Origin of the sequence: Streptomyces sp. NPDC006463, assembly GCF_042870715.1 — a bacterium.
Classification (GTDB): Bacteria; Actinomycetota; Actinomycetes; order Streptomycetales; family Streptomycetaceae; genus Streptomyces.
On the sequence record NZ_JBIAHP010000001.1, the window covers coordinates 600,799 to 626,415 of the forward strand.

A 25,617-nucleotide genomic window follows, 5' to 3' on the forward strand; every position below is an offset into this window, starting at 1 on the left:
CGTGCCCCCCCAGCACGCCCCCCCCGGGCGGGGGGGGGGGCGGGGGGGGCCCCCCCCGCCCCCCCCCGCCCCCCCCGGGGCCCCCCCCCCCCGCGGGGGCCCCCCCCCCCCGACTGTACGACGGCCCCCGCGGGTCAGAGCCCGGCGAGGAACTCCAGGAGCGCCCGGTTGAAGGCCTCGGGCTGTTCCACACCGGGCAGGTGCCCGGCCCGCTCGATGACGGCGAGCACCGAGTGCGGCATCATCGCGTGCAGCGCCTCGGCCTGCGCCACCGGGGTGTAGACGTCGTCCGCGCCGACGACCACGAGGCAGGGCTCCGCGGCCCCGGCGAGGACGGGCCGGTAGTCGGGCCGCTCGGCCCGGCCGCGCAGGGCGGCGGCCGCGCCCTCGGGGTCGGTGGCGCGCATCATGGCGCTCACCCGCTCGGCTGCCTCGGGCATGCCGGTCACGTTGTAGGGCGCCAGCATCTTGTCGATGACCTCTTCGGCGTACGGCCCCATGCCTTCGGCGAGCAGCCTGTCGGCGAGCTCGCGGCGGTGCTTCGCGCCCTCCTCCGTCTCCGGCAGGGGGGTGGTGTCGGAGAGTACGAGGGCCCGTACCACACCCGGGTGGCGCAGTCGCATCTCCATGGCGATCTGCCCGCCCATGGACACACCGCCGACGACCGCTTGTTCGATTTCCAGTCGGGCGAGAAGATCGGCGATGTCGTCGGCGAGATCAGCGAGCAGGGCCTTACCGGCCCGCGCCGGGCTTTCCCCGTATCCCCGCAGGTCAGGGGCGATCACGCGGTACCCGGCGGCCGTCAGGGCGGCCGTCTGGGGGGCCCACATCGTGCGGTTGAACGGATGTCCGTGGATCAGGATTACGGGCGTTCCGGTGCGGGGACCCAAGTCGTCGAAAAAGAGGTTCGCGCCATTGCCAAATTGGGGGTTCATGAGAGCACTTTAAGGAGCTACATTGAGCCACTCGCGTTCACCTGACAGCCCGTTGCCTTTCACCCGTGTTTTGCACGGGGGGCGACGTCAGGGACGCAGACTGTGCAACCACCCCACCGCCCAGAAGGACCGAAGGCTCCGTGCCCGTACCCGTACTCCTCGCCGGCCGCTCCGTGCGGCTCGAGCCCCTCGCCCCCCACCACACCGAGGCTCTGGCCCTGGCCGGGGCCGAGGATCGTACGACTTACGCCTTCACTCCCGTACCCCACGGCGTGCAGGCGTCCCACGAGTACATCGACCGTGCCCTCGCCGATCAGGCGGCGGGTCGATCGGTCCCGTTCGCGGTGGTCAGAGCCACCGACGGGCGGGTCGTCGGTTCGACCCGGTTCCTGGAACTCGACTACTGGCAGGGGCCCCTCGTGTGGCCCGCCGTGCCCGGCGTCCCGTTCGGCGATCCGGCCACCGCGATCCCCGATGCCGCCGAGATCGGCAATACCTGGCTGTCCCCGAGCGCCCAGGGAACCGGCATCAACACCGAGGCGAAGCTGCTGCTGCTCCGCCACGCCTTCGAGACCTGGGGCGTCCGGCGCATCTCGCTGCGCGCGGACGCCCGCAACGGACGCTCGCGGGCCGCGATGGAACGTCTCGGCTTCACCTGCGAGGGGGTCCGCCGGGCCCATTCGCGGGGGCTCGACGGTGCGGTCCGCAGTACTGCCTTCTACTCGATCCTCGACGAGGAGTGGCCGGCCGTGCGGTCGATCATCGAGCTGAGGCTGTCGGCCGGCGCGCAGCGCAAGAGGCGCCGCAAGACGCTGATCCCCGCGTAACGGTCCTTCGACGCCCTCCCCCCGGCCTTCCTCATCCGAGGAGGGCCGGGGCGAGGGCCGACGCCATGAGCCGGGCGGGGGCTCCGCTCCCGTCGGCAGGTACGGAGTACAGGTCGGCGCCGAAGTCGCCCGGCAAGGAATAGACGACGGTCCGGTCGTCCGTCCACACCACCTGGTCGTCCACGCTGCGCTCCTCCGCGAGGGGGGTTTCCGCCCCGGAGGCCAGGTCCAGCGCGTAAAGCCGCCACGGCGCCTCGGCCGGCAGGTCCGGCACCCGCTTCTTGAACACCACCCGGGTCCCGTCGGGCGACAGGGACGGACACTCGACGTTCTCGCGCAGCGTGGTCACGGTCCGCCCGGCCAGGTCCCCGCGGACCAGGTGGGTGCGGCCTCCCGTGGCCAGGGTCGCGTAGAAGGTCCGCTCGTCGGCGGCGAAGGTGACCCCCCAGAAGTTCACGTCGGCGCTGCGGTAGGGCTTGCCGTCCTTGAGGATCGTGAAGTCCTCCAGCGACGCGTCGAGCCTGCCGGTACGCAGGTCGAGCACCGAGGTCCGCGTGGAGAAGTTCGTACCGGCGTAGCTGTCACCGCCGACGAAGACCGTCCAGGCGGCGAGGTGGCCGCCGGGCGAGACCCGGGCGCGGGTGGGGATGCCGGCCAGGGCGTGCGCGGAGACCTCCTTCAGGCCCGAGTCGAGGACGACGGCCCGGTAGCCCTCCTGGACCCCGCTCTTGTCGGCCTGGAGGCAGATTCCGGTGCCGGCGGCGGCGTGGAAGCGCAGGCAGCTCACGCCGGACGCGGTACGGGCCCCCTCGGGCGCGGCGGCCGGGACGGTGGCGAGTTCGTCGCGGTGCGGGCCCCAGGCCATGTTCCGGAACACGATCCGCGGGCCTCCCCCGGCCGGGGCCAGGGAGACGGCGCCCCGGGTGATCTGCGGGCCGCCCGCCTGCGGCTGGTTCTTCTCGTCGGCCCGGGAGGAGGCCCGCAGATAAGACTGCACGGCCACGGCGGCGAGCAGGACGACGAAGGCTGCGAGGATCAGGATCCGGCGCTGGAGGGTCATGGGGGCCTTTCTCTCGTATCTCTCACACGGTGGGGATCAGTCGGCGGCGGGGCGCAGCCGGACGCACACGCCGACGGCGGCGGCGAGCAGGAGGGCGGCGACGGCGAGCGCGGGGCGCGGACCCCAGAAGGTCCAGGCGGCGCCGAAGCCGAGGGCGGCGGCGAAGCGGGCTAGGGCCTGGCCGGTCTGGACGAGGGCGAGGCCGCCACCGCGGTGCTCCTCGGGCACGGCCGCGGCGGCCGCGGCCATCAGCACCCCGTCGGTGGCGGCGTAGAAACCACCGTGCAGCACGAGCACCGCGTAGGGCAGCCAGAGGTGGCCGCCGGTGAGGAGCAGCCCGTACGCGAGCAGCAGCGCGAGGTGGCCGCCGAGGAAGACGCGCCGTCGGCCGATCCGGTCGGCGAGCCGCCCGAGTGGCAGGGCGAGGAGGAAGAAGGCGGCGGCGGTGCCCAGCGGCAGCAGGGCGAACCAGCGGTCGGCGATCCCGGTGGCGCGCTGGAGCAGCAGGAAGACGAAGCCGTCGCTGACCGTGCACAGGCCGAGCAGCAGCGCGCAGAGGCCGGTCCGGCGCAGGTCGCGGCCGCGCAGCAGCCCGAGCGAGGCGCTGAGCGAGACGCGGTCGTCGGTGCCGGCGTCGGCGGCGCCGCCGGTGCCTTCGGCGCCCGCGGCGGGCCGGGCCCGGGCGGGGCGGCCGGGGACGAAGAGCACGAGGACGAGGACCCCGAGGGCGGCGACGCAGGCGCTGACGGTGAAGACGGCGTCATAGCCGTCGGCGGCCCCGCGCAGGATGAGGAATGCGAGGACCGGGCCGATCAGGGCGCCTGCGGTGTCCATCGCCCGGTGCACGCCGAAGGCGCGGCCGCGGTGCTCGGGGGCGGCGGCGAGGGAGATCAGCGCGTCGCGCGGCGCGGTGCGCAGTCCCTTGCCGGTGCGGTCGAGGGCGAGGACGGCCCCGATGGCGGGCAGGGTGTGCGCGAGCAGCAGCAGCGGCTTGCACAGGGCGGAGAGGGCGTAGCCGATTCCGGCGAGGGCCTTGTGGCGGCCGAAGCGGTCGCCGAGGTGGCCGCCGGCGAGCCGGACCAGCGCGCCGACCCCGTTGTAGAGGCCGTCGAGCAGGCCGAATCCGAGCGGGGAGAGCCCGAGTCCGGCGACGAGGTAGAGCGGGAGCACGGCGGCGACCATCTCGGAGGAGATGTCGGTGATCAGGCTGACCGTGCCGAGGGCGAGCACCGTGGGCGCGAGCGCGGCGCGCCGCCCCGGGCTGGTGCCCGGGGCGACGGCCTGCGGCTCGGGGGTCACGGCGGGCGCGGGGGTGCCGCGACTGTCCGCAACGTACATGGTCAGGAAGCCCAGATCCCCGTGATGTCCTTGGCGCCGGCCGCGTTCCCGGCGTGGGTGGTCAGGCCGGCCAGGCCCTCCAGGGTGCGCAGCATGTCGTAGTGGTTGTAGGTGGTGCCCGACGTGCTGCCCGGGGTCACGGGCTGGCCGTAGAGCACGGTCGGGATCTTGTTCCCGGCGAGCCGGTTGTCCTCGTCGAAGGTGACGACGAGGAGGCTGTTGTGGGTCTTGGCCCAGTCCGCGTACGCCTTGAGGTTGTTCTTGAGCCAGGTGTCGCCGGTGCCGACGGAGCAGTCGTGCATGTCGTTGCACAGGTTCGGGACGACGAAGGACACCTTGGGCAGGGTGGTGAAGTCCGTCGGGAACTGGGTCATCGTCTTCGCGGTGCTGGTGGGCACGTTGGAGAAGGCGAACCAGGGGTTGTGCTTGCGGGCGTAATTGCCGCTGGAGCAGGTGGTGGAGCCCTGGCTGGGGAGGGTCTCGTTGTAGCTGGCCCAGCTCTTGCCCGCCGCTATCAGCTCGGAGGCGAGGTTGGGCGCGGAGCTGAAGCCGGGGGTGTAGCAGCTGTCGCCGGTGACGCCCTGGTTCGAGCCCGAGAACAGCTGCAGGTAGTTGGGCTGGCTCGGGTGGGTGATGCCGTAGGACTGGGTGAGGTTGGCACCCCCGGCCTTCAGGGAGTTGATGTACGGGGCGCTGGAGCTGCCGATGACCTGGCTGTAGGCGTGGTTCTCGAAGACCACGACGACGACGTGGTCGGGGGCGGGCAGCGCGGCCGCGTGCGCGGGCTGGGCGGCGCCGATGCCCGCCCACAGGGCCGCGGCTGCGGCGGTGATGCCGAATGCGGTGGCGAGGGCGGTCCCACGACGGGACTTTGGCGGGGTCATGCCAAACACGAGTACCTCCGGGCAGGTGTGGGGGTTCTGGGGGCGGCGCGCAGGCACCATATCCAGGGGCATGTGCATGGGCCAGGGACGTTCGGCGAACAGAACCGGAACTCGGCGGGCCGTTCCGGCGTCGGGCAAGGGCCTTCCCTAGAGCACCCCAAGAGAAGGAAAAATCCGGAACCCTGGCATGCTTTCGTTCATCTTTCGAACGGAAGAACCAAGCCGCCAGACCACCGCCCCTCGGGGCAGCACCAGCCGGAGAGCCACCGCACATGTCGTACGCACCCGAAGGGCAGCAGTACCAGCCGCCGTACCGGCCGGAAGGGCAGAACCCGCAGCAGCCCTACGGCGACCAGTACGGACGGCGGCCGTACGGACAGCAGTCGCACGAACCGCAGGAGCCCCGTGGCGGGCAGCCCTACGGCCGGCCCCAGCAGCCGTACGGGCAGGAGCCGTTCGAGCCGCAGGAGCCCTACGGGCAGGAGCCGCCGTACGAGCCCCGGCGGGGGTCCCGGGCACGGCGCTGGGTGATCGCGGGCATATCCGTTCTCGCGCTCGCGGGCATAGCGGCGGGCGTGATGTACCACTTCGAGATACCCCCGTTCACCGACAAGGGCTCCGCGGTGTCCTTCGGGCAGACGCCCGGCGGCGGTGACGGCAAGAAGAAGGACGCCGCGCAACAGCCGGCGAACTCCAAGATGCTCATGCCCACCGGACCCCAGGCCGAGTTCAAGAACTCGATGACCCTGCCCGACGGGACCCACGTCGCCGTCACGACGCTGGACGGCAAGAAGTCCGGCTTCAAGGGCAAGGTATGGGTCTGGGCCCCCAAGGAGTACAACGACCCGAAGTTCGCCAAGAGCGGCTTCCCGGTCATGATCGCCCTGCCGGGCGGCGCCGGATACCCGAGCAACTACTGGATGGGCACCGACCTGGGCCTCCAGACCAGCATCGCCAAGTGGTACACCGAGGGGAAGAGCAAGCCCTTCATCCTGGCCATGCCCGTGCTCAACCCGGCGCCGGACGACAAGGGCATCTACTGGGACGGCTCCGACATCCCCGACCAGCCCAAGATGGGCACCTGGCTGACCGAGGACGTCCCCGACCTGATGAAGGCGAACTTCCGCACGGTCAAGTCCCGTGACGGATGGGCCTTCATGGGCTCCTCGACCGGCGGCTTCGCCGGTCTGAAGGCCGTCCTGAAGCACCCGGACAAGTTCAAGGCCGTGATCGCCTCCGGCCCCGACATCGTCCCGGACTCCTCGCTGTGGAAGGGCCACGACAAGGAGAAGGCAGAGAACAACCCCGAGATCCTGGCGAAGCAGCTCATCGACCGCAAGGGGCCGGACGTCTACCTCGCCTTCCAGGTCGGAGACAGCGAGAACAACAAGAAGACCCTGCCGGACGTGCAGAAGTTCATCGCCACCTTCGGGAACAAGGGGCCCGTCCACACCGAGCTGAGGGTCATCAAGGGCGGCCAGCACAACGCCAAGACCTATGTCCCGAACATGGGTGAGGGGCCGATCCAGTTCATCAGCAAGGTCATGGAAGGACCTGTCGAGTAACGGGCGACACCTCCGCTTCCTTGAGCTCGGACTGCCCGGGCAACGGCCCGCCGAACACCCTCGGCGGGCCGTTGCCGTCCCAGGGTGCCCAGCCCGGTTCCCCGTGCACCGCGAAGCTCACCCAGGCCGCGTGCATCTCGTCGGCCAGGGCCTGCGGGGTGTCGGGCCCGGCCAGCCAGGACGCCTCCGACACGTCGAGCGTGTCGAACACGAAGCCCAGCTCCAGGGCGTGGCAGGCACCGAGGCCCGGGACGCCCGAGGGCCAGGCGAACTCGTACAAGAAGCTCGGCGCCGTCCGTCGCGTCCCGGCGAGCCTGCGCAGCGGGTCGCGCAGCAACCGCTCGGTGAGCAACTGGCCCGCGAGATCGGCGGGTCCGGCACCGGGCAGGGCGGCGCGCAGCGTACTTACGGCGGCCCGGTCCTTGCCGCTGCGGAACCGGGCCAGCTCCACCGCGAGCGGGCCCAGCCGGTCCAGCAGCCGCATCCCGCCGGTCGGGGCGAGCCAGAGCCGGTACTCCTCGGTGGTCCACCCCATCAGCAGCGTTACGCCGGACCGGCACGCGGCGTCGAGCGGGTCGCCCGGGAGCGTGTCCGGGTCGGTGACCAGGCCGAAGGCGGGGCCGCCGGCCAGGGGGCTCGATCTGCGCAGGACGGCCCCCTGGGCGGCCAGCAGGGTGGGCAGGGGGGTGGCGCCGAAGGCCTCGGCGGTGGCGGCCGTCTTCAGCAGCGAGGCCATCCGCCGGACCATGGCCCGCACCCGGTCGCGGGACAGCGCCTCGGGGGCCCCGCTCTGCAGGACCGCCCGGCCGAAGAGCCCGGCGGCCCGGGGGGCGGCGAGCAGGGAGCCGATGCTGATGGCTCCCGCGGACTCGCCGAACACGGTGACGCGGGAGGGATCGCCGCCGAAGGCCCCGATGTTGTCCCGGACCCACTCCAGCGCGGCGATCTGGTCCAGCAGGCCCCGGTTGGCGGGCGCGTCGGGGAAGAGCCCGTAGCCGAGGACGCCGAGGCGGTAGTTGAAGGAGACGAGCACGACCCCGTCGCGGGCGAAGGCGGAGCCGTCGTAGACGGGGACGGCCGAGGAGCCCCGGGTGAGCGCCCCGCCGTGGACCCACACCATGACGGGCAGCCCGGCCCCGGGAGCCGGGTCGGGGGTCCACACGTTGACGTTCAGGCAGTCGTCCCCGGCGATCTCCGGGTCGGGCAGCAGGGCCGCGAACTTCGGCGGGTAGGGCACCTTGGGCGCGGTGGGCCCGAACGCGCCGGCGTCGCGGACGCCGTCCCATGCCTCCGGGGGCGCGGGCGCCGCGAAGCGCAGGGCGCCGACGGGAGGGGCGGCGTAGGGGATGCCCCGGAAGACGGCGGTCCCGCCCGGCCCGGTCCGGCCCTCGACCACGCCGTACGCGGTCCTGGCCCGGGGCCGGCCGCCCGTACCGCTGCCGCCGCCCGCTGCGCTCATCTCGTCCTCCTGGGTCCGGTACTCGGGCGCACGGTCGCACAGCCGTCCAGCGGGTGACAAGGCGTGACCGTGCCCGCGGCCGACCCGGTTGAACGGACATGCGATCCCTGCGTATCCACCACACCATGCCCGCCCTGCTGCTGGCGGCCGCCACGCTCACCGTGGGCGCCCCGGCCCACGCGGCCGGCGGACCGGATTTCCAGTACGTCGGCCAGGACGACCGGGTCCACGGGCTCGGCGCCCCCGAGGGCTGCGTCGAGGCGGAGGGCGGCGGCGCCCGGGCGGTCACCAACGGGACCCGACGGACGGTGACCCTCTACCGCGAGCCCGGGTGCAAGGGCCCGGCGGTCGCGGTCCTGCTGCCCGGCACGGTCACCCAGGTGCGGCAGTATTTCGCCTCCGCGCGTTTCTCGATCACCAGGTAGGCGCAGCGGCCGTGACCCCTCGGCCGTCGCGGCGTTGTATGCCATGTCAAATGCCGCAGACTCTGCGGCGCCCATATCTCACGAGGAGATCTTGATGTCGCGTATCGCGAAGGCATTCGCCATCACCGCTGTCGCCGGTAGCGCCCTGGCCACCGGTGCGGGTCTGGCCGTCGCCGATGCCGGAGCGCACGGTGCGGCGGTCGGCTCCCCCGGTGTCCTGTCGGGCAACCTGCTCCAGGTTCCGGTGCACGTCCCGGTCAACGTCTGCGGCAACACCGTCAACGTGATCGCCCTGCTGAACCCGGCGTTCGGCAACACCTGCGTCAACGCGTCGGGCCACGACAAGCACCACACCGAGGGCGGCGACTACGGTCACTGATCCCCGGATCGCCTGATCGTGTGATCGGCCGAAGGGCCCCCGCCTGTGGGCGGGGGCCCTTTCCCTTGTCATTCGTAGCGGTAGAGGCCTTGGTGGCCCAGCATCTCGCGGGGGGTGATGTTCCACGGCGGCATCGGCTCGTCGAGGGCGATCACCCGGCCGCGCTGGAGGTCTCCGTGGGCGGGCGGTACGGCGGGCAGGTAGCCGGAACTCGGGTGCTTCTGCTGCCAGCGGTCCCAGATCAGGTCCACGAAGGCGTGGTGCAGCCAGAAGGCCGGGTCGTTGGGCGCCGTGCCGCCCGTCATGTGGCCTCCGATCCACTGGTGGACCTTGTTGTGGTTGCGCCATCGCTCGCTCTTGGGGGCGGCCCAGCCCTCCAGCTTGTTGCGGAAGCCCTCGACGGTGGAGTTCCAGGGCGAGACGTCGTAGACCGGGTCGTCGATCGCCCACTGGAGTTCGGCAGGGGTGGGCAGGGCGATCGGGTTCTGCGGCCGGCCGAGGTTGCGGGTGAGGAAGGCGGACTCCGTGATGCCCACCGTCACGCTCCAGTTGCCCTTGTCGTAGGCGAACGGTCCGGTCATCACCTTGCGGTCGCTCATCCGGCCGGTGCCGCCGAGGAAATCGTCGGCCCACAGGGAGGAGACCGGGCTCGTGTCGGTGGTCCAGTCCCAGTACGGGATGGACACACCCGGGTCGACCTCCCGCAGCTGCTTCTCGAACTCCAGCAGGTAGCGCCGGTGCCACGGGAAGAAGGACGGGGACATGTGCCCGACGCGAAGCTTGCGGTCGCGGTCGGGCACGAAGTACTTGTCATGGGTGCGCACGAAGGCGTCGTAGACGCCGTTGCGCTTGAGCTCCAGCACGGCTGCCGTGAACCGCTTCTTCTGGGCGCTGGTCAGGTTCTTCTGGTTCTGCCGGGTGTACAACGCGGGGCTCCTCCCGTCAGCCGTGGTGCGGGGCGGCCGCCGCCAGCTGGGCCGTACCCAGTTCGTCGACGGCCGCGCGGGCCAGTTCCAGCGGCGTCCCGAAGGACTCGAAGTGGTTGACCCCGCTGAGGTAACTGCCGTCGGCCCGCCGCATGACGTGCAGCGGGCGCCCGTCGATGCGGACCCCCGCCCGGTCGACGGCGATGTGCCGGCCCCGGTACGTCTCCTCCGCGAGCGGGGCCGGCGTCAGGGTCTGCCGGGGGCGGCGGGCGCGCACCACGGGAGCCAGGGCCGCGGCCGTACCGGCGAGCACGGCCGCTGTGAAGGCCGTACGGAGCAACGCGCGGCGGGTGGGAAGGGCGGCGGGTGCTGCGGACATTCGGTCTCCCTCGCTAGGTGGCCGGCGACTACGGGTCTAACGTCGCGCGGCGGGCGAGGTCACCCTTGAGGGTGCCTCTAGAAGAGCGTGGTGGGGTGCAGGCGGCCGGCCGGGTCAGTGGCGTAGTCGGGGATGGTGCCGACCTCCGTCCAGCCCGCTCGCCTGTAGACGTTCTCTGCGCCGCTGCCCGTCTCGGTGTCCAGGAACAGCAGCACCACGCCGGCGCGGGCTGCGGCCGCCTCGGCCTCGGCGAGCAGGGCGCGGGCGGTGCCGCGGCCGCGGGCGGCCGGGTGGACCATGAGTTTGCGCAGCTCGGCACGGTGGCGGCCGTTGGGCTTGGACTCCCGGTACCAGCTGACGGTGCCGTCGATGCGGCCGTCGCCGCCGGTGCGGGAGACCCACAGGGCCAGGGAGCCCTCCTCTACGACGGGCAGCAGCGAGTCCCACCAGGCGGCGGCGCCCGCGTGGTCGAGGCCGGCGAGGAAGCCGAGCGAGGAGCCGTCGGCGACCACGTCGAGGAGCAGGGCGGCGAGTTCGTCGCGGTGGGCGCGCAGTTGCGCGGCTGTGAGCGGGGTGATGGCGGCCGTCATGCGGCCGAGCATAGGGATCAGGCGGCGGCGCGCCGCAGGCGGGGCAGGCCGGCCGAGGTGGCGGACGGGGACGCGAACGCTCGCGCGCGCGGCGACAAGTACAGGGTGAGGCCGCTACGACACGTGGCCGGGGAGGGGAGCGCGTGTGAACGCGGACGAAGAGGAACTGCTGACCAGATCGGCCCGGGAGCCGGAGGCCTTCGAGACCCTGGTCGTACGGCAGTCGGCGAGCCTGCACGGCTACCTGGCGCGCAGAGCGCCGGACGCGGCGGACGACCTGCTCGCCGAGGTGTGGCTGCAGGCCTTCGCCGGGCGCGGCGGATTCGACGCCGGCCGCGGTACGGCCAGGGCCTGGCTGTTCGGCGTGGCACGGAACGTCCTGTCGGGCCACTGGCGGCGTCTCGCGCAGGACCGGCCCGACGCGCAGCGGCACGAGCCGGACAGCAGCGATCCCTGGCACGCGGTGGACCAGCGGCTGGACGCCGCGGCCCTGGCACCGCAACTGCGCGAGACGCTCGCCGGACTCCCGGCGGTGGAGCGCGATCTGCTGCTGCTCGTCGCGTGGGAGCAGCTGACGCCCACAGAGGCGGCGGACGTGGTCGGCATCCCGGCCGGAACGGCCCGTTCGCGGCTCCACCGCGCCCGCGGCCGCCTGAGGGCCGCCCTCGATTCCCCGAAGCCCCTTCAGCTGTCTGGAGAGATGGCATGACCGACCGTACGACGGACTTCCTGGACTTCCCCGACGCCGACCGGCTGCGCGCGGCCGGCGAGGTGGTCGCGCCGGGCCCCGCGATCGTGGAGGCCGCCCTGCTGGCCGTGCGGGCGGCCGCCGCCTCCGAGAAGGGCGGACCCGTGCCCGGCGCGGCGCCGCGCCGGCTGCGCACCCGCAGGCTTCTGGTCTCGGCCGCGGCGATAGCCGCGATCGCGGCGGGCGTGAGCGTCTACCCGGTCAGCAGCCTGCGGGGTTCCCCGCCTGCGGCCACCGCCACCGCCGCCGACTTCCTGCGGCAGGTCGCCGCGACGGAGGCCAAGGGTGCCGCCACGGACGCGCCGTACTGGCGGACCCACGCCGTGCGGACCGTATGGGGACATCCTGATATCCCCCAGCTCGGATACTCCGAGACGCCGACGGTCAGCGACTCCAGCACGTGGGTGGGGCCCGACTCCCTGTTCTTCCAGGACGGAGTCGACGGGGAGATCGTCAAGACCCCCGCGAAGCAGTACCAGTGGATGATGTCCGTCGCCCGCGCCGGGGGTGCCGGCCTCAGCTGGGAAGAGGTGAAACGGCTTCCGTCGGACTCCACGGCGCTGAAGGTGGTCCTGGAGGAGTTCTTCCCCGGAGGCCCCTGGTCCAGCAGCCAGGCCGAACCGGGCGCGGACTACGTGTTCAGCATGGGCAACCTGCTCTCGTACGCGCCCCTCGAACCACGGCAGCGGGCCGCGGTGTACGAGGTCCTCGCGGACATGCCGGGGTTGCGGCTGGTCGGACCGGCGACGGACAGCACGGGCCGGGCCGGGACCGCCGTCGAGGTGGACACCCGGAACTCAAGGATCCGGTTGGTGATCGACCCCAAGAAGGGCGGGCTGCTGGAGACGACCACCCACTACCTCGGCGGCCGGCACGACGGAAAGCTCGCCCGGCGCGAGACGATCCTGTCGGCCGGCCCCATGCGGAGCATCCCGGCGTACCGGGAGATGGGGGCGGGTACCCGCGCGACCCACCCGGCCGGCCCGAGTACCCCGGACGCCCCCTAAGGCGCCGGGAGTTCCGCGAAGTCCGCGACCAGGCCGCGGTGGTGGCCCGCCGTACCGAGCGCGAGCGAGTCGGCCTTGGCCCGCTTGAGGTAGAGGTGGGCCGGGTGTTCCCAGGTCATGCCGATGCCGCCGTGGAGCTGGACGCACTCCTCGGCGGCCCGGACGGCCACGCCCGCGCAGTAGGCCTGGGCGACGGCGACCGTGAGGGGCGCGTCGGGGGACGCGGTGGCGAGGGCGTCGGCCGCGGCCCTGGCCGCCGCGCGGGCCGAGGCGACGTCGAGCCAGAGCCGCGCGAGACGGTGTTTGAGGGCCTGGAAGGAGCCGACGGGACGGTTGAACTGGTGGCGGACCCTGGCGTGTCCGACGGTCTCGGTCAGGCACCACTCGGCGATCCCCAGCTGCTCGGAGGCGAGCAGCCCGGCCCCGGAGAGCAGGGCTCCGGCGACGGCCGCCCGGGCCGTGGCGGGGTCGGCGAGCCGGGTGCCGGCCGCCGCGTCGAGGGTGACGGTGGCCAGCGGGCGCGTCAGGTCCAGCGGGACCTGCGGGGTCAGCACCGCCGAGGCGGCCGGGACGGCGTACAGCCCGGTGTCGGCGAGGACCAGCAGCACGTCGGCCGCCACGGCGTCCGCGACGGAGGTGACGGTACCGGTGAGGGTCCCGTCGCCGACGTCCCGGACGGCGGCCGGCAGGGGGCCGCCGGGGGCGAGGGTCAGCGGCACGGCGGGTACGCAGACCTGCCGCCCGGAGGCCAGCTCCCGCAGCAGCGGGGCGACGTCCGCGGAGTCGCAGCCGAGCAGGATCTCCGTCGCGAGCACCGCGCTCGTCAGGTACGGGAGCGGAGCCACGGCCCGGCCCAGCTCCTCCAGGACCACGGCCGCCTCGCGGTGGCTCGCACCCTGGCCGCCGAGCTTCTCGGGTACGAGGAGCCCGGCCGCGCCGATCCCGGAGGCGAGGGTCTGCCACAGCTCGGGGTCGTGGGGCCGGTCGGTCTCGATCCGGGCGAGGACCCTCTTCGGGTCGCAGCGGGCGGCGAGCAGCGACCGTACGGCGGCGCGGAGTTCTTCCTCGGTCTCGGAGTAGAGGAGACCCATCGGTGCAGTCATCGAGCGAGGTCCTTCCAGGCCAGGTCCTTGTCGTCGCGCGGCTCGGGGGGCAGGCCGAGCACGCGTTCGGCGACGATGTTCAGGAGGATTTCGCTGGTGCCGCCCTCGATGCTGTTGCCCTTGGCGCGCAGGTAGCGGTAGCCGGCGTCGCGGCCGGTGAAGTCGACCAGTTCGGGGCGGCGCATGGTCCAGTCCTCGTACGACAGGCCCTCTTCGGCGAGGAGTTCGACCTCCAGTCCGCTGATCTCCTGGTTGAGGCGGGCGAAGGTGAGCTTCATCCCGGATCCCTCGGGACCGGGCTGGCCGACGGCGAGCTGCTGGCGCAGCCGTTCGCCGGTGAGTCGGGCGACCTCCGCCTCGACCCACAGCTCCAGCAGCCGCTGGTGGAGGGCGTGGGTGCGCAGCTCGGGGCGTTCGCGCCAGGCGGCGGCCACGGTTGCGATCATGCCGCCCTCGCGCGGGAGGCGCATGCCGCCGATGGAGACGCGCTCGTTCATCAGCGTGGTGCGGGCGACCGCCCAGCCCTCGCCGACGGCCCCGAGGCGGTGGCCGTCGGGGATCCGGACTCCCGTGAGGAAGACCTCGTTGAACTCGGCCTCGCCGGTGATCTGGCGCAGCGGCCGGACCTCGACACCGGGGGCGTGCATGTCGCAGAGGAAGTAGGTGATGCCCTGGTGCTTGGGCAGCGCCGGGTCGGTGCGGGCGATCAGGATGGCCCAGCGGGCGGTGTGGGCGCTGGAGGTCCACACCTTCTGACCGTCGACCACCCACTCGCCGGTGTCCTCGTCGAGGACGGCGCGGGTGCCGAGCGCGGCGAGGTCGGAGCCCGCGCCGGGTTCGCTGAAGAGCTGGCACCAGACCTCCTCGCCGGCCCACAGGGGGCGCAGGAAGCGGTGCTTCTGCTCCTCGGTGCCGTACGCGAGGATCGTCGGCGCGGCCATGCCGAGGCCGATGCCGATCCGGCGCGGGTCGTTGTCGGGGGCTCCGGCGGCCTCCAGCTCGGCGTCGACGACGGTCTGCAGGGAGCGGGGCGCGCCGAGGCCGCCCAGGCCCTCGGGGTAGTGGACCCAGGCGAGTCCGGCGTCGAAGCGGGCGCGCAGGAATTCGGTGCGCGGGGTGGTCGCGGGCGGATGCGCGGCGAGCAGGCCCTGGACCCGGACGCGCAGTTCGTCCGCGGTGGCGGTCGTGCCGGTCATCGGGAACCTCCGTCCGGGGCCGGTACGACGACCAGGCGGCCGGTGGTGCTCCCGTCGGCGAGGCGCTGCACGGCGTCGGCGGCCTGTGCGAGCGGGACCCGTTCGCTGACCAGCGGTTTCACGGCGCCCTCGGCGGCGAGCCGGGTGAGTTCGGCGTGGCAGGCGAGGATGGCGGCGGGGTCCTTGGTGGCGTACAGCCCCCAGTGCAGGCCGAGGATGGCGTAGTTCTTCACCAGCGCGTGGTTGAGCGCGGGGGCGGGGATGGTGCCGCTCGCGAATCCGACGACGACGATCCGGCCCTCGAAGGCCACGCATTTGGCGGAGGCGGTGTAGGAGTCGCCGCCGACGGGGTCGTAGACGACGTCGGCGCCGCGCCCGCCGGTGAACTCCTTGACCCGGGAGACGAGGTCCTCGGCCGTGCGGTCGATGACCAGGTCGCAGCCGAGCTCCTCGGCGGTGCGCGCTTTGGCCTTGCCTCCGACGACCCCGATGACGGTGGCCCCCGCGGCCTTGCCGAGCTGGACGGCGGCGCTGCCGACCCCGCCGGCGGCGGCGTGCACGAGGAGGGTCTCTCCGGCCTGGAGGCGGGCGCGGCGGTGCAGGCCGAACCAGCCGGTCTGGTAGCCGATGTGCAGGGCGGCCGCCTCGGCGTCGTCGAGGGTGTCCGGGGCGGGGAGCAGGGCGCGCGCGGGCGCGGTGACGTACTCGGCGAAGCCGCCGTGCGGCAGGCTCGGGTTTGCGATGACGCGGCGGCCGTCCTCGGTCTCGCCGCAGATCTCCACGCCGGGGGTGAACGGCAGGGGAGGGCGGATCTGGTACTGCCCGCGGACGAGCAGCGCGTCGGGGAAGTTGACGTTGGCGGCGAGCACCCGGAGCTTCACCTCGCCCTCGCCGGGGACCGGTTCGGGAACCTCTTCGAGGCACATGGCCTCACGGGGTTCGCCGGGTGTATGTACTCGCCATGCCTGCATCCGGGGCCTCCAGCCGCCGTCGAGGGATCACGCTCCGCGCGCATACTAAGCGGTCGCTTGCCCCGTTGGGAACCCTCGGACCGGCCAGGATCCGGGGCCGGCGCGTGCGGGACCGGACGGCCCCCGTGACCGGGCGGGCATTCCGGGAAATCGGACACGCGAACCACGGGTGAACAGGAACATCCAGGCGCACCGGGGATAACATCAACAGGCTGCTGTCACGGCATATGACGCAACAGGGGACCTTGCGAGCCCGGGCCGGCACGGCTGCGGGCGCGCGTTTGCGCCACCGCACACACAGGGGGATTCGAGCAATGAACAGCGCACCCATGAGGCGAGGCGCCTCGGCCGCCGCCGCCGCGATCGTCCTGGCAGGCATCGTCACCGCCGCCGGCCCGGCCGCGGCCGCCACCGCCTGCACTCCCAGGATCCAGGTACTGGGCTCCCTCGGGGAGGACGTCTACAACCCGGGCAACCCGCAGAACCAGGGCGTCCTCGCCCTCGGCGCGGGCAAGCTGTCGGTCGGCGTCTCCGGCGCGCAGCCCGTGTACTGGACCGGCACCACGCTCCACAAGGTTCCGCTGCCCGCGGCCGGCCTGCACGGCGAGCTGCTCGCCGTGAACAAGAGCGGCCTGATGGTCGGCCGTATCCACGGCGCCGAAGGCTACGTGTTCACCTACCGGGCGGGGGCCACGGCGATCACCCCGCTGCCCGGGAGCGACTACGCGTACGGAGAAGCCGACGTCAACGACGCCGGTTACGTGGTCTCGCGCAACCGGGCGGGCGTCGGCATCGTCTGGAAGGACGGCCAGAAGGTCCGCGAGCTGCCCCTGCCGGCGGAGGCCGGACCGGGAACCTCCGTCGAGCTGGTCACCGCCGTCAACAACAAGGGCGACATCCTCGGCCTGGCCAAGCAGGACTACGAGGACCCCGCGACCGGCGGCCACCTGTCGGGGTCCCACCCGGTGATCTGGCCGGGTGACGGCGGACCCGCCAGGTACCTCGCCCCCAGCGGCCAGGAGAGCTACGTCCAGGACCTCGACGAGAGCGGCCACGTCGTCGGATACGACTGGTACGGGCCCGGGTACCAGTACAAGCCGTGGACCTGGACGCCGCCGTACACCGCTGCCGGAACCTCCCCCGGAGTGCTGAACACCCACCCGTACGGCACGTTCGAGGCGATCAGCCCCACGACCGAGGTCACCGTCGGCACCGCCAAGTTCCACCCCGAGGAGCAGACCCTGCCCGACCAGGCGCAGCTCTGGCCGGGCACGGGTCCGGTACTCGCCCTGCCGCGGCTCGCCGCGAACCAGGCCAGCGCGGCCGAGTCGGTCGCCGACGACGGCCGGGTCGGCGGAGCCGCCGTCAACGCCAAGGGCGAGCTGAAGCCGGTGATCTGGACCTGTGCCACCAAGCAGGCGTACCTGCCGCAGCGGTAGGCACTGTCACGGGCATGGTGATCTGAGCGCCCGCGCGCTATCGATGCCCCATGACGGACGAGACCCGGCGCGGCCTGCCCGCGCCACCGCCGCTCGGCGCCGCCGCCCTGCCTCCCGGTACGTACGCGGGACAGGTGGTCCTCGTGACCGGCGGCGGCACCGGGCTGGGCAAGGCCATCGCAGCCGAGTTCGCGCGGCTCGGTGCCGATCTGGTGATCGCGAGCCGCCGCGCCGAGCAGCTCGAGGCGGCGCGGGAAGAGCTGGCGGCCGTACCCGGCGCGGGCCGGGTGAGGACGGCCGTCTGCGACATCCGGGACCCCGAGCGGGTCGCGGAGGTGTTCGACGCGTCGCAGGCCGAGCTCGGGCTGCCGGACGTCCTGGTCAACAACGCGGCCGCCAACTTCCCCTCGCCGGCCGAGGACCTGTCCCCGAACGCCTGGCGGGCGGTGGTGGACATCACGCTGACCGGCACCTGGTTCATGACGCGCGAGTTCGGCCGCCGCCACCTGGCGGCGGGCACTCCCGGATCGATCGTGAACATCGGCGCCTCGTACGCCTGGACGGGCGGGCCGGGATTCGCCCACAGTGCGGCCGCCAAGGCCGGTGTGAAGAACCTGGTGGAGACCCTCGCCGTCGAGTGGGGCCCGTACGGCATCCAGATCAACGGGCTCGTCCCGGGGCTGTTCCCGCACGCCGACATGACCGGGGACATCCGGGACGGCCTGGAGCGAGCCGCGCCCGGCGCCGGGGACGGGCGCCAGCCCGCCCTGCGGGTGGGCGCACCGCGCGAACTGGGCTGGGCGGCGACCTTCCTGGCCTCGCCGTACGCCCGGTTCGTCACCGGCCACACGCTGGTGGTCGACGGCGCGAACTGGCAGCGCCGGGCGCTGGTCAATCCCGAGGTCGTACCGGTGCGGGAGCAGCTGGGGCGCGGGCCGTTCGGCGGCGGGTCCTAGCCTCCGGTGAAGTGCGGTGGGCGGCGGGCCGCCTTGGCCCCGTAGCCCTCGCGGCAGTCGTCCGAGGTGAGGGTGAGGGCGGCCGTCATCGCGACGCGGTCGAGGGCCGCGGGCAGGGCCGCGTCCGCGTAGGCGTCGACCGCGCGTTTGATGCCCTGGACCGCGAGCGGGGCGTTCGCGGCGATCTCCGCCGTCAGGGTGCGCGTGGCGGGATCCAGTTCCTCGGCCGGGACGACCAGTTGGACCAGGTTCAGGCGCTCCGCCGTCGCCGCGTCGATCCGCCGGCCGGTCAGGGCCAGGTACTTCGCCCAGCCCGCGCCGGCCTCGCGGGCGATGCGCAAGTCGCCTCCCGCGTCCACCGCCACCCCCAGCTGCGCCTCCGGCAGGGCGAAGACGGCGTCCTCGGCCGCCACCCGGATGTCCGCCATCAGCGCCAGCTCGAAGCCGAAGCCGAGGCAGTAGCCCTGTACGGCGGCCACCACCGGCTGTGGGAGGCGGGAGAGGACCGCGAACCGCTCGTGGACCCAGCGGATGCCCTCGTAGTAGTTTCGGGTCCGCTCCGCGGCGGACCCGCCCGTGATCGCGCCGCCGGGGGCGGTCACGTCGATGCCCGCGCAGAAGGCCCGGCCCTCGGCGCGCAGCAGTACCGCACGCACCGAGTGGTCGAAGCGGACGCGGTCCGCCAGCAGGCCCAGCTGGCGGGTGGACTCCCAGCTCCAGCCGTTGAGCCTGTCCGGCCGGCACAGGGTGAGGACCGCGATCCCGTCCGCCGTCTCCAGCCGGATCCGCTCCTCACCCTCCGCGATGTCCGTTGCGACGGTGTCGATCACCTGCCCTGCACCCCCCGCTAATTCCTGACGAAGCGTCAGCTTAAGGGGGTCCCGGTCAGCGGGGGAAGACCTCGAACGGGACCGCCGGACGGCCGCCGAACCGGGCAGCCGCCCGCTGGACGTTGTCGGTGAGGAAGGTACGCACGTACTCCTCGGGGTCCTGGTCCGTCAGCACCTCGATGTACGCCTTGTGCTCCAGCAGGGACTTGATCGAACGCTCCAGTCCCGGGCCGGCGTCGGCCGCGTGGGTCGGCGTGCTGGTTCCGGCCACCGCGACCCAGCGCACCCCGCCCCACGGCTCCAGGCCCTGCTCGTCGAGGAGCTCGGGGAAGATCCACCGGTTGCCGGCGTCCGCGGCCGCGTCCAGGACGGCCCGGCCGACGGCCTTGTGGTCGGGGGTGTTCCAGTAGCCGCCGCCCTCCGCGCTGCCCCACGTGTCCCGGTGGTTCAGGGTGACGACCAGCTCGGGGCGGTGCCGCCGGATGGCCGCCGCGATGTCCCGGCGCAGGTCGAGCCCGTACTCGACGACGCCGTCGCGGTAGTCGAGGAACTCCACCTCGGACACTCCGACGACGGCCGCGCTCGCCCGCTGCTCCGCCTCTCGCAGCGGCGCGCAGTCGGCGGGGGCGATGGTGTCGATGCCCGCCTCGCCGCGCGTGGCGAGGAGGTAGACGACCTCGCGGCCGCCGTCGGTCCAGTCCGCGATCGCGGCGGCGCAGCCGTACTCCAGGTCGTCCGGGTGCGCGACGACGGCGAGGGCTCGCTGCCAGTCGGTGGGCATGGGCTGCAGGGGGGCGGGCTGATCATGGTGTTCGGTCATGACTCGCACAATAGGCGAATGGGCCTACCCTGACCGGTGGTTGCCGTGCCGGACACCGTCCGCGGATTCCTCAGGCGTCGCCATGCACGAGGGCCAGCAGCCGGTCCAGGACGCGCGGGCCGCCCGCGCGGACGCCGTCGTGCTCGAACTCGTCCGTGACCCAGGTCCGCAGGCCCCTGATCGCACGGCCGGTCTCCAGGGAGTGGGCGGTGTCGACGTACATGTCGTCGTGGTAGACGGCGGCGGCCACCGGCACCTCGTTGGCGGCGAGCCGGGCCCGGTCGTAGAGGGGACCCCAGCCGGTACGGGCGGCCAGCAGTTCGGCGGTCTCGCGCAGCGGGACGAGCGAGGGGTCTGCGGTGAAGTGCCAGGGGTGGATGGTCTCGCCGGTGAAGAGGAGCGGTTCGTCGCCCGCGAGGGTCTTGGCCGCGTCGAATCGCGGGTGGCCCGCGCGCACCCGTTCGGCGGCCCAGGCGGTGGGCTCGGCCGGGTCCTGGGCGTAGATCGACTCGTGGAGCAGGGCGTAGAGGGGGTGTCCGGCGAAGGAGAGGTGTGCCCGGGCGCCTTCCAGGAAGGCGTCGGACAGGGCCGGTCCGGCGGCGGCCGGGACGAAGGCGTCCTCCAGGAGGTAGTGCAGCTGGTGGCTGCCGTCACCGGACCCGAGCATCAGGCCCAGGGACTGGAAGGCCTCGACGGTGAGGCGGTGGCCGCCGGGGAGTTCGGCCGGGCGCTCCGCGAGGTGGGCCGCGATGCGGCGGGCGCGCTCCACATCCATCGGGTAACGCTCGTAGTGCGCCAGGTTCTTGCGCTCGATGCGGGGGTACGCGGCCTCGTACACCTGGTCGGCGGTGGCGGTCAGGGAGGGGAGGCCGCCGGTGATCAGGGCGGCGGTGAGGCCCTCGGGGGCGGTGGAGAGGTAGTGGGTCGTGCAGAATCCGCCGAAGCTCTGGCCGAGCACGGTCCAGGGCGCGCCGCCGGTCAGCCCGGGGCGGATGGCCTCGGCGTCGCGCACGATGGAGTCGGCGCGGAAGTGGGCGAGGTACTCGGCCTGCTGCGCGGGGGTGCCGCGCAGCGGCAGCGTCTGCCGGTTCACCGGGGTGGAGCGTCCGGTTCCGCGCTGGTCGAGCAGGAGTACGCGGTAGTCGGCCAGGGCACGCTCCAGCCATGCCTGCCGGCCGGTGAAGCGCCGGGCCCCGAAGCCGGGTCCGCCCTCCAGGTACAGCAGCCACGGCAGGCCCGCCGGGTCCTCGCCGGTGGCGACGACCTCGCGGGCGTACAGCTCGATCTGCTCACCGTCCGGGCGCGCGTGGTCCAGGGGGACGGTGAACCGGTGGTCGGTGAGGACCGTTCCGGGCTGGCGGTAGCTGTGCTCGATCGTCACGGACGGCCCCTGGGGTACGAGGTGCGGGACCGCGCCCCCGGCCGGGTGCGGCGGGGGCGCGGGGTGTGGCGTACCGCCCGATTCTAGTACGGGGCCCAGCACGGGCCCGGGGCTTACGGGAACTCGACCACCGAGCGGAGCACCTCGCCACGCTCCATCCGGGCGAAGGCGTCTTCGACCCCGTCGAGGGGGATGGTCTCGGAGACGAAGGCGTCCAGGTCGAGCCGGCCCTGCAGGTAGAGGTCGACGAGCATGGGGAAGTCGCGCTCGGGCAGGCAGTCCCCGTACCAGGAGGACTTCAGCGCCCCGCCGCGGCCGAAGACGTCCAGCAGCGGGAGTTCGAGCTTCATCTCCGGGGTCGGCACACCGACCAGGACCACGGTCCCGGCCAGGTCGCGGGCGTAGAAGGCCTGCCGGTAGGTCTCGGGGCGGCCGACCGCCTCGATCACCACGTCGGCGCCGTTCCCGTCGGTCAGGGCCTGGATGGCCTTGACCACGTCCTCCGTGCGGCCGTTGACGGTGTGCGTGGCGCCCAGCCCGCGCGCCCATTCCAGCTTCCGGTCGTCGAGGTCGACCGCGATGATCCTGGAGGCACCCGCCAGCCGGGCCCCGGCCACGGCCGCGTTGCCCACTCCCCCGCAGCCGATGACGGCGACGGAGTCGCCCCGCCCGACGTTGCCGGTGTTCAGGGCGGCGCCGAGGCCGGCCATCACCCCGCAGCCGAGGAGTCCGGCGGCCGCCGGCGCCGCGGCCGGGTCCACCTTGGTGCACTGGCCCGCGGCGACCAGGGTCTTCTCGGCGAAGGCGCCGATGCCCAGCGCCGGGGAGAGCGGGGTGCCGTCCTCCAGCGTCATGGGCTGGGTGGCGTTGTGCGTGGCGAAGCAGTACCAGGGGCGTCCGCGCCGACAGGCCCGGCAGGTCCCGCACACCGCACGCCAGTTGAGGACGACGAAGTCGCCGGGGGCCACGGAGGTGACGTCCGGACCGACCGATTCCACGATCCCGGCGGCCTCGTGGCCGAGCAGGAACGGGAACTCGTCGTTGATGCCACCCTCCCGGTAGTGCAGGTCGGTGTGGCAGACCCCGCAGGCCTGGACCCGGACGAGCGCCTCGCCCGGTCCCGGGTCGGGCACGAGGATCGTCGTCGTCTCCACCGGTGCGCCCTTGCTCCGGGCAATGACCCCTCGTACGCGATGCGTCACGTCTACCCCGCTCTGCTCTCGTTGGCTCCCGTCAGAACGTACACGGGCTCCGCGCCGTACGGGAGTTGCCCCACTCCGCGGCGTGGGATCTCCCGCGGCTACCTCCCCCGGACTCCGTCCTGGGGAACCTCCGGGGAGGCGCCCCCAGCCAGTTCCGGCGGTACGGACGCCCTCAGGGCCGCGCCGAAGGCGGCCACGGCCGGGTGGGCGCCGGCTCCGCTGCGGAAGGCGAGGTTCGTACGGCGCTGCATCACCAGGCGGGTGAGGCGCACGCCCGGTCCGGCCGGGCCGGCGACCCCGAGCTGCGGTACGACGGCCACGCCCTGGCCCGCCGCGACCAGGGCGAGCACGGTGGCGAACTCGTCGACCTGGTGGCGGACCCGCGGGGTGAACCCGGCCGCCTGGCAGGCCCGTACGGTCATGGCGTGGCACAGGGTGCCGGAGGTGGCGGTGATCCAGGGGGCGTCCGCGTACGTGCGCAAGGCGGCGTCCTGGCCGGTGCCGGGCGGCGGTCCGGATGTCTCCCCGACCGGTGCGGCCAGGTACATCGCCTCCCCGTACAGCGGCTCGGTGGCCAGCCCGGGCTCCTCGGCGGGGGGCACGAAGTCGTAGGCGTGGACCAGGGCCACGTCCAGGTCCCCCGCCCGCAGGGCGTGGGCGACCGCCGCCGGGTCCGTCTCGCAGACCATCGGCTCCAGCCCCGGGTGGCGCCGGGCCAGGGCGGTCAGGGCGGCCGGGACGATGGCCCGGGTGGCGGTGGGGAAGGCCCCGATGCGCAGGACCCCGGCGAGGCCGCTGCGCGCCTCGGCGAGATCGGCCTCGGCCTGTTCCAGCCGTTCGAGTACGGCTTCGGCGTGGTGCACCAGGTTCTGCCCGGCCGGGGTGAGGCGGACCCGGCGGCCGGTCCGCTCCAGCAGGGGCAGCCCGGCTTCGCGTTCGAGGACGCCGAGTTGCTGGGATACCGCCGAAGGGCTGAAGGAGAGGGCCTCGGCGACGGCGGCGATGGTCCCGCGGCGGGCCAGTTCGCGCAGCAGGCGCAGGCGTCGTACGTCGAGCATCGGTTCAGCTTACGGGTCGCGTAAGAAACGCGAACTGGATTCGAGGCTCGGGGCGGGCCAGGCTCGACGGCATGGCACAGGACAAGGCACGGCACACAGCGCAGGACACAGCACAGGACGGGACACGGGACGGGGCGGGGAACATGGCGCTCGGCATCACCGAAGACCTCTCCCTGCACGGCATCCACGTACCCCTCGTCACCCCGTTCACCCACACCGGGGAGGTCGCCGCCGAGGCGCTGGAGGCGCTCGCCCACGAGGTGCTCGACGCGGGCGCCACCGGGATCGTCGCCCTCGGCACCACCGCCGAGGCGGCCACGCTCGACGAGGCGGAGCGCGATCTCGTCACCGACGTCTGCGCCCGGGTCTGCGCGGAGCGGGGCGCGCCGCTGACCGTGGGCGCCGGGGCGAGCGGGACCCGGGCCGCGGAGGCTTCGCTGGCCCGGCTGGCGCGGTGGCCGCAGGCGCGGGCGGCGCTGGTGACCGTCCCCTCGTTCGTACGGCCCTCGGCGGCGGGCGTGTTGGCGCATTTCGCGCGGCTGGCCGAGGTGAGCCCCGTACCGCTGATCGTCTATCACATCCCGTACCGGACGGGGCAGCCGCTGGACGCCACCGCACTGCGGGCGCTCGGCTCGCTCGCGGGGGTCGCGGGCGTGAAGTACGCGGGCGGCGGCATCGGGCAGGACACGGTGGCGCTCCTCGGCGACCGGCCGGCCGGGTTCGAGGTGCTGGCCGGCGACGACGCGTACCTCTCGCCACTGCTGGCACTGGGCGCGGCGGGCGGGATCCTGGCCTCGGCGCACTTGGCGACGGCCCGGTTCGCGGAGCTCGCCGCGGCCTGGCGGGCGGGCGACGTGGCGCGGGCACGGCCCCTGGGGCACGCCCTGGCCCGGATGTCGGCGGCGGCCTTCGCCGAGCCCAATCCGGCGGTCGTCAAGGGCGTGCTGCACGCCCAGGGACGGATCCCCGCGCCCGGCGTAAGGCTCCCCCTGCTGCCGGCCTCGGAGGGGGCGGTGGCGGCGACCCTGGAGCGGCTGGCGGAGCTCTGACGGCCGGGGGCGGGCGCCGCCACGCGGGGAAACACGCCGGAAAGCATCCACTATGGGCGATTCACTACCTACAGGCGTGTCGCCCGAATCCGACCTATCGGGGGTGGACTTGCCCCCGTTCGACACCCCGCCCCGACCGGGCCCGCGGCCCGTGATGTGAGTCACTCGGAAACCGCCAACATCATTTCCACCAGGGGGCTGATTCCCTTTTCCCGGCAAGAAAGTTGTCTTGAGCACGAAGGGGGCGCCAAGGTCATTTTCGGGGCGGAAAGCAGGAAGTCGATCTACCGGGCGAATTCGGGCCTTGTTCCGGCCCGGCGGGCTCGCCTACGGTCACCCTCATTCCCGGTGGTCAGCTGCCTAATCCGGCCACCCCCGGGGCCTCTCCGTCCCCCCACGTGAGGAAATGCGCCATGCCCGCAAAGGGAAAGCACCGCCGGCCGAAGAACAACCCGATCACCCGCAGGCTGGCCATCGCCGGCACGGGTGGCGCGGCCCTCGCCCTCCCCCTGATCAGCACGACCACCGCCGGGGCGGCGGAGGCGGCCGCCCCGATGACCTATTCCGTGGTCGCGGGCGACACCCTTTCCAAGATCGCGGCGGAGCATTCCCTGAGCGGTGGCTGGGAGCAGCTGTACCTGGCGAACAAGGGCGCCGTCGGCACCGACCCGTCGATCATTCGGCCGGGCCTCAAGCTGACCCTCGCCGCCCAGGCGAAGAGCGCGGCCGCCAAGCCCGCCGCGACCGCCAAGCCCGCCACCGCCTACCCGAACAATCTCGACGGCTGGATCCGCGAGTCGCTGGACGTGATGGCCAAGCACGGCATTCCCGGCAGCTACAACGGAATTCACCGCAATGTGATGCGCGAGTCCTCGGGCAATCCCCTCGCCATCAACAACTGGGACATCAACGCCCAGAACGGGATCCCGTCCAAGGGCCTGCTCCAGGTCATCGACCCGACGTTCCGTGCCTACCACGTGCCCGGCACCTCGATGGACTCCTACGACCCGGTCGCCAACATCACGGCAGCCTGCAACTACGCGGCCGCCCGCTACGGCTCGATCGACAACGTCAACGGGGCCTACTAGAA

26 protein-coding genes are annotated in these 25,617 nt (G+C 73.1%); 10 read left to right on the forward strand and 16 right to left on the reverse strand.

Features of this window, described 5'->3' with window-relative positions; translation table 11 throughout:
- Window positions 1–134: 134 nt before the first annotated feature.
- Window positions 135–935 carry an alpha/beta fold hydrolase gene (locus ACFYOB_RS02910; protein ID WP_388553549.1) on the reverse strand — a complete coding sequence of 267 codons (801 nt, stop codon included), beginning with the start codon at window positions 933–935 and terminating at the stop codon, window positions 135–137.
- Window positions 936–1,075: 140 nt separating this feature from the next.
- Between ACFYOB_RS02910 and ACFYOB_RS02915 the strand changes: the two genes are divergently transcribed.
- Window positions 1,076–1,762 (forward strand): GNAT family N-acetyltransferase, encoded by a 687-nt coding sequence (locus ACFYOB_RS02915; protein ID WP_388553551.1) that lies wholly within the window; start codon window positions 1,076–1,078, stop codon window positions 1,760–1,762.
- Between the two features lie 31 nt (window positions 1,763–1,793).
- On the opposite strand, the gene ACFYOB_RS02920 is transcribed toward ACFYOB_RS02915, so the two are convergent.
- Genes ACFYOB_RS02920 through ACFYOB_RS02930 form a run of 3 tightly spaced genes read right to left on the reverse strand, consistent with a single transcriptional unit; the run spans window position 1,794 to window position 5,044 of the window.
- On the reverse strand, window positions 1,794–2,822 hold the full coding sequence (locus tag ACFYOB_RS02920; RefSeq protein ID WP_388553553.1) for a TolB family protein: 1,029 nt from the start codon (window positions 2,820–2,822) through the stop codon (window positions 1,794–1,796).
- A gap of 36 nt (window positions 2,823–2,858) precedes the next feature.
- Window positions 2,859–4,160, reverse strand: coding sequence for an MFS transporter (locus ACFYOB_RS02925; protein ID WP_388553555.1), 1,302 nt, complete (start codon window positions 4,158–4,160; stop codon window positions 2,859–2,861).
- A gap of 2 nt (window positions 4,161–4,162) precedes the next feature.
- Entirely contained in the window at window positions 4,163–5,044 is an 882-nt protein-coding gene (locus ACFYOB_RS02930; protein WP_388553557.1) for an alkaline phosphatase family protein, read from the reverse strand.
- A gap of 272 nt (window positions 5,045–5,316) precedes the next feature.
- On the opposite strand from ACFYOB_RS02930, the gene ACFYOB_RS02935 reads away from it, so the two are divergent.
- Window positions 5,317–6,609, forward strand: coding sequence for an alpha/beta hydrolase-fold protein (locus tag ACFYOB_RS02935; RefSeq protein WP_388553559.1), 1,293 nt, complete (start codon window positions 5,317–5,319; stop codon window positions 6,607–6,609).
- Here the strand turns inward: ACFYOB_RS02935 and ACFYOB_RS02940 are convergent.
- Complete coding sequence (locus ACFYOB_RS02940) at window positions 6,587–8,068, reverse strand: carboxylesterase/lipase family protein (protein ID WP_388553562.1); 1,482 nt, start codon at window positions 8,066–8,068, stop codon at window positions 6,587–6,589. The genes ACFYOB_RS02935 and ACFYOB_RS02940 overlap by 23 nt on opposite strands.
- 98 nt (window positions 8,069–8,166) lie before the next feature.
- On the opposite strand from ACFYOB_RS02940, the gene ACFYOB_RS02945 reads away from it, so the two are divergent.
- Window positions 8,167–8,493: a hypothetical protein gene (locus ACFYOB_RS02945; protein ID WP_388553566.1), complete on the forward strand. Its 327-nt coding sequence runs from the start codon at window positions 8,167–8,169 to the stop codon at window positions 8,491–8,493.
- 94 nt (window positions 8,494–8,587) lie between these two features.
- The gene (locus ACFYOB_RS02950; RefSeq protein ID WP_388553569.1) at window positions 8,588–8,872 is read left to right on the forward strand and encodes a chaplin; all 285 of its coding nucleotides are present in this window, start codon (window positions 8,588–8,590) and stop codon (window positions 8,870–8,872) included.
- A 68-nt stretch (window positions 8,873–8,940) separates the two neighbouring features.
- Here the strand turns inward: ACFYOB_RS02950 and ACFYOB_RS02955 are convergent, their stop codons facing one another.
- From ACFYOB_RS02955 to ACFYOB_RS02965, 3 genes are all read right to left on the reverse strand, one after another.
- Window positions 8,941–9,798, reverse strand: coding sequence for a tyrosinase family protein (locus ACFYOB_RS02955; protein ID WP_388553572.1), 858 nt, complete (start codon window positions 9,796–9,798; stop codon window positions 8,941–8,943).
- Between the two features lie 16 nt (window positions 9,799–9,814).
- Window positions 9,815–10,177, reverse strand: a complete 363-nt coding sequence (locus ACFYOB_RS02960; RefSeq protein WP_388553575.1) for a tyrosinase family oxidase copper chaperone — start codon at window positions 10,175–10,177, stop codon at window positions 9,815–9,817.
- 77 nt (window positions 10,178–10,254) lie between these two features.
- Window positions 10,255–10,767: a GNAT family N-acetyltransferase gene (locus ACFYOB_RS02965; protein ID WP_388553578.1), complete on the reverse strand. Its 513-nt coding sequence runs from the start codon at window positions 10,765–10,767 to the stop codon at window positions 10,255–10,257.
- A gap of 145 nt (window positions 10,768–10,912) precedes the next feature.
- Here ACFYOB_RS02965 and ACFYOB_RS02970 point away from each other — a divergent pair, with 145 nt between their 5' ends.
- A complete protein-coding gene (locus ACFYOB_RS02970; protein ID WP_388553581.1) occupies window positions 10,913–11,476 on the forward strand; it encodes an RNA polymerase sigma factor in 564 nt (187 codons plus the stop codon).
- Entirely contained in the window at window positions 11,473–12,522 is a 1,050-nt protein-coding gene (locus tag ACFYOB_RS02975) for a hypothetical protein (RefSeq protein WP_388553584.1), read from the forward strand. Before ACFYOB_RS02970 ends, ACFYOB_RS02975 begins: the two co-directional genes overlap by 4 nt.
- Here ACFYOB_RS02975 and ACFYOB_RS02980 read toward each other — a convergent pair.
- The 3 genes from ACFYOB_RS02980 to ACFYOB_RS02990 are packed head-to-tail and all read right to left on the reverse strand — an operon-like array spanning window position 12,519 to window position 15,792.
- Window positions 12,519–13,625 (reverse strand): acyl-CoA dehydrogenase family protein, encoded by a 1,107-nt coding sequence (locus tag ACFYOB_RS02980; protein ID WP_388553586.1) that lies wholly within the window; start codon window positions 13,623–13,625, stop codon window positions 12,519–12,521. The two genes, ACFYOB_RS02975 and ACFYOB_RS02980, sit on opposite strands and share 4 nt — an antisense overlap.
- Window positions 13,622–14,821 (reverse strand): acyl-CoA dehydrogenase family protein, encoded by a 1,200-nt coding sequence (locus ACFYOB_RS02985; RefSeq protein ID WP_388553589.1) that lies wholly within the window; start codon window positions 14,819–14,821, stop codon window positions 13,622–13,624. The genes ACFYOB_RS02980 and ACFYOB_RS02985 overlap by 4 nt, the downstream gene beginning before the upstream one ends.
- The gene (locus tag ACFYOB_RS02990) at window positions 14,818–15,792 is read right to left on the reverse strand and encodes an NADPH:quinone oxidoreductase family protein (RefSeq protein WP_388553592.1); all 975 of its coding nucleotides are present in this window, start codon (window positions 15,790–15,792) and stop codon (window positions 14,818–14,820) included. The genes ACFYOB_RS02985 and ACFYOB_RS02990 overlap by 4 nt, the downstream gene beginning before the upstream one ends.
- Window positions 15,793–16,106: 314 nt before the next feature.
- On the opposite strand from ACFYOB_RS02990, the gene ACFYOB_RS02995 reads away from it, so the two are divergent.
- Together ACFYOB_RS02995 and ACFYOB_RS03000 are read left to right on the forward strand one after the other, a co-directional pair.
- A complete protein-coding gene (locus ACFYOB_RS02995; RefSeq protein ID WP_388553595.1) occupies window positions 16,107–17,231 on the forward strand; it encodes a hypothetical protein in 1,125 nt (374 codons plus the stop codon).
- A gap of 50 nt (window positions 17,232–17,281) precedes the next feature.
- Complete coding sequence (locus ACFYOB_RS03000; protein ID WP_388553597.1) at window positions 17,282–18,187, forward strand: SDR family oxidoreductase; 906 nt, start codon at window positions 17,282–17,284, stop codon at window positions 18,185–18,187.
- On the opposite strand, the gene ACFYOB_RS03005 is transcribed toward ACFYOB_RS03000, so the two are convergent.
- The 5 genes from ACFYOB_RS03005 to ACFYOB_RS03025 all read right to left on the reverse strand — a co-directional run bounded on the left by ACFYOB_RS03005 (window position 18,184) and on the right by ACFYOB_RS03025 (window position 23,478).
- Window positions 18,184–19,017 (reverse strand): enoyl-CoA hydratase/isomerase family protein, encoded by an 834-nt coding sequence (locus ACFYOB_RS03005; protein WP_388553599.1) that lies wholly within the window; start codon window positions 19,015–19,017, stop codon window positions 18,184–18,186. The genes ACFYOB_RS03000 and ACFYOB_RS03005 overlap by 4 nt on opposite strands.
- A 55-nt stretch (window positions 19,018–19,072) precedes the next feature.
- Window positions 19,073–19,837 carry a PIG-L deacetylase family protein gene (locus ACFYOB_RS03010; protein WP_388553601.1) on the reverse strand — a complete coding sequence of 255 codons (765 nt, stop codon included), beginning with the start codon at window positions 19,835–19,837 and terminating at the stop codon, window positions 19,073–19,075.
- 70 nt (window positions 19,838–19,907) lie between these two features.
- On the reverse strand, window positions 19,908–21,212 hold the full coding sequence (locus tag ACFYOB_RS03015) for an alpha/beta fold hydrolase (RefSeq protein WP_388554033.1): 1,305 nt from the start codon (window positions 21,210–21,212) through the stop codon (window positions 19,908–19,910).
- A 119-nt stretch (window positions 21,213–21,331) separates the two neighbouring features.
- On the reverse strand, window positions 21,332–22,420 hold the full coding sequence (locus ACFYOB_RS03020; protein ID WP_388553603.1) for an S-(hydroxymethyl)mycothiol dehydrogenase: 1,089 nt from the start codon (window positions 22,418–22,420) through the stop codon (window positions 21,332–21,334).
- 98 nt (window positions 22,421–22,518) lie between these two features.
- Window positions 22,519–23,478 carry a LysR family transcriptional regulator gene (locus ACFYOB_RS03025; RefSeq protein ID WP_388553606.1) on the reverse strand — a complete coding sequence of 320 codons (960 nt, stop codon included), beginning with the start codon at window positions 23,476–23,478 and terminating at the stop codon, window positions 22,519–22,521.
- Window positions 23,479–23,621: 143 nt separating this feature from the next.
- Between ACFYOB_RS03025 and ACFYOB_RS03030 the strand changes: the two genes are divergently transcribed.
- Both ACFYOB_RS03030 and ACFYOB_RS03035 read left to right on the forward strand, forming a co-directional pair.
- The gene (locus ACFYOB_RS03030; RefSeq protein WP_388554036.1) at window positions 23,622–24,527 is read left to right on the forward strand and encodes a dihydrodipicolinate synthase family protein; all 906 of its coding nucleotides are present in this window, start codon (window positions 23,622–23,624) and stop codon (window positions 24,525–24,527) included.
- A 413-nt stretch (window positions 24,528–24,940) separates the two neighbouring features.
- The gene (locus ACFYOB_RS03035; protein WP_388553609.1) at window positions 24,941–25,615 is read left to right on the forward strand and encodes a transglycosylase SLT domain-containing protein; all 675 of its coding nucleotides are present in this window, start codon (window positions 24,941–24,943) and stop codon (window positions 25,613–25,615) included.
- The last annotated feature ends 2 nt before the right edge of the window (window positions 25,616–25,617 follow it).

Bases quoted from the DNA above. Each gene is read 5' to 3' on its own strand.
- ACFYOB_RS02910 (WP_388553549.1), bottom strand. From the start codon at position 935: ATGAACCCCCAATTTGGCAATGGCGCGAACCTCTTTTTCGACGACTTG.
- ACFYOB_RS02920 (WP_388553553.1), bottom strand. From the start codon at position 2,822: ATGACCCTCCAGCGCCGGATCCTGATCCTCGCAGCCTTCGTCGTCCTG.
- ACFYOB_RS02925 (WP_388553555.1), bottom strand. From the start codon at position 4,160: ATGTACGTTGCGGACAGTCGCGGCACCCCCGCGCCCGCCGTGACCCCC.
- ACFYOB_RS02930 (WP_388553557.1), bottom strand. From the start codon at position 5,044: ATGACCCCGCCAAAGTCCCGTCGTGGGACCGCCCTCGCCACCGCATTC.
- ACFYOB_RS02935 (WP_388553559.1), top strand. From the start codon at position 5,317: ATGTCGTACGCACCCGAAGGGCAGCAGTACCAGCCGCCGTACCGGCCG.
- ACFYOB_RS02940 (WP_388553562.1), bottom strand. From the start codon at position 8,068: ATGAGCGCAGCGGGCGGCGGCAGCGGTACGGGCGGCCGGCCCCGGGCC.
- ACFYOB_RS02945 (WP_388553566.1), top strand. From the start codon at position 8,167: ATGCGATCCCTGCGTATCCACCACACCATGCCCGCCCTGCTGCTGGCG.
- ACFYOB_RS02950 (WP_388553569.1), top strand. From the start codon at position 8,588: ATGTCGCGTATCGCGAAGGCATTCGCCATCACCGCTGTCGCCGGTAGC.
- ACFYOB_RS02960 (WP_388553575.1), bottom strand. From the start codon at position 10,177: ATGTCCGCAGCACCCGCCGCCCTTCCCACCCGCCGCGCGTTGCTCCGT.
- ACFYOB_RS02965 (WP_388553578.1), bottom strand. From the start codon at position 10,767: ATGACGGCCGCCATCACCCCGCTCACAGCCGCGCAACTGCGCGCCCAC.
- ACFYOB_RS02975 (WP_388553584.1), top strand. From the start codon at position 11,473: ATGACCGACCGTACGACGGACTTCCTGGACTTCCCCGACGCCGACCGG.
- ACFYOB_RS02980 (WP_388553586.1), bottom strand. From the start codon at position 13,625: ATGACTGCACCGATGGGTCTCCTCTACTCCGAGACCGAGGAAGAACTC.
- ACFYOB_RS02985 (WP_388553589.1), bottom strand. From the start codon at position 14,821: ATGACCGGCACGACCGCCACCGCGGACGAACTGCGCGTCCGGGTCCAG.
- ACFYOB_RS02990 (WP_388553592.1), bottom strand. From the start codon at position 15,792: ATGCAGGCATGGCGAGTACATACACCCGGCGAACCCCGTGAGGCCATG.
- ACFYOB_RS02995 (WP_388553595.1), top strand. From the start codon at position 16,107: ATGAACAGCGCACCCATGAGGCGAGGCGCCTCGGCCGCCGCCGCCGCG.
- ACFYOB_RS03000 (WP_388553597.1), top strand. From the start codon at position 17,282: ATGACGGACGAGACCCGGCGCGGCCTGCCCGCGCCACCGCCGCTCGGC.
- ACFYOB_RS03010 (WP_388553601.1), bottom strand. From the start codon at position 19,837: ATGACCGAACACCATGATCAGCCCGCCCCCCTGCAGCCCATGCCCACC.
- ACFYOB_RS03025 (WP_388553606.1), bottom strand. From the start codon at position 23,478: ATGCTCGACGTACGACGCCTGCGCCTGCTGCGCGAACTGGCCCGCCGC.
- ACFYOB_RS03030 (WP_388554036.1), top strand. From the start codon at position 23,622: ATGGCGCTCGGCATCACCGAAGACCTCTCCCTGCACGGCATCCACGTA.
- ACFYOB_RS03035 (WP_388553609.1), top strand. From the start codon at position 24,941: ATGCCCGCAAAGGGAAAGCACCGCCGGCCGAAGAACAACCCGATCACC.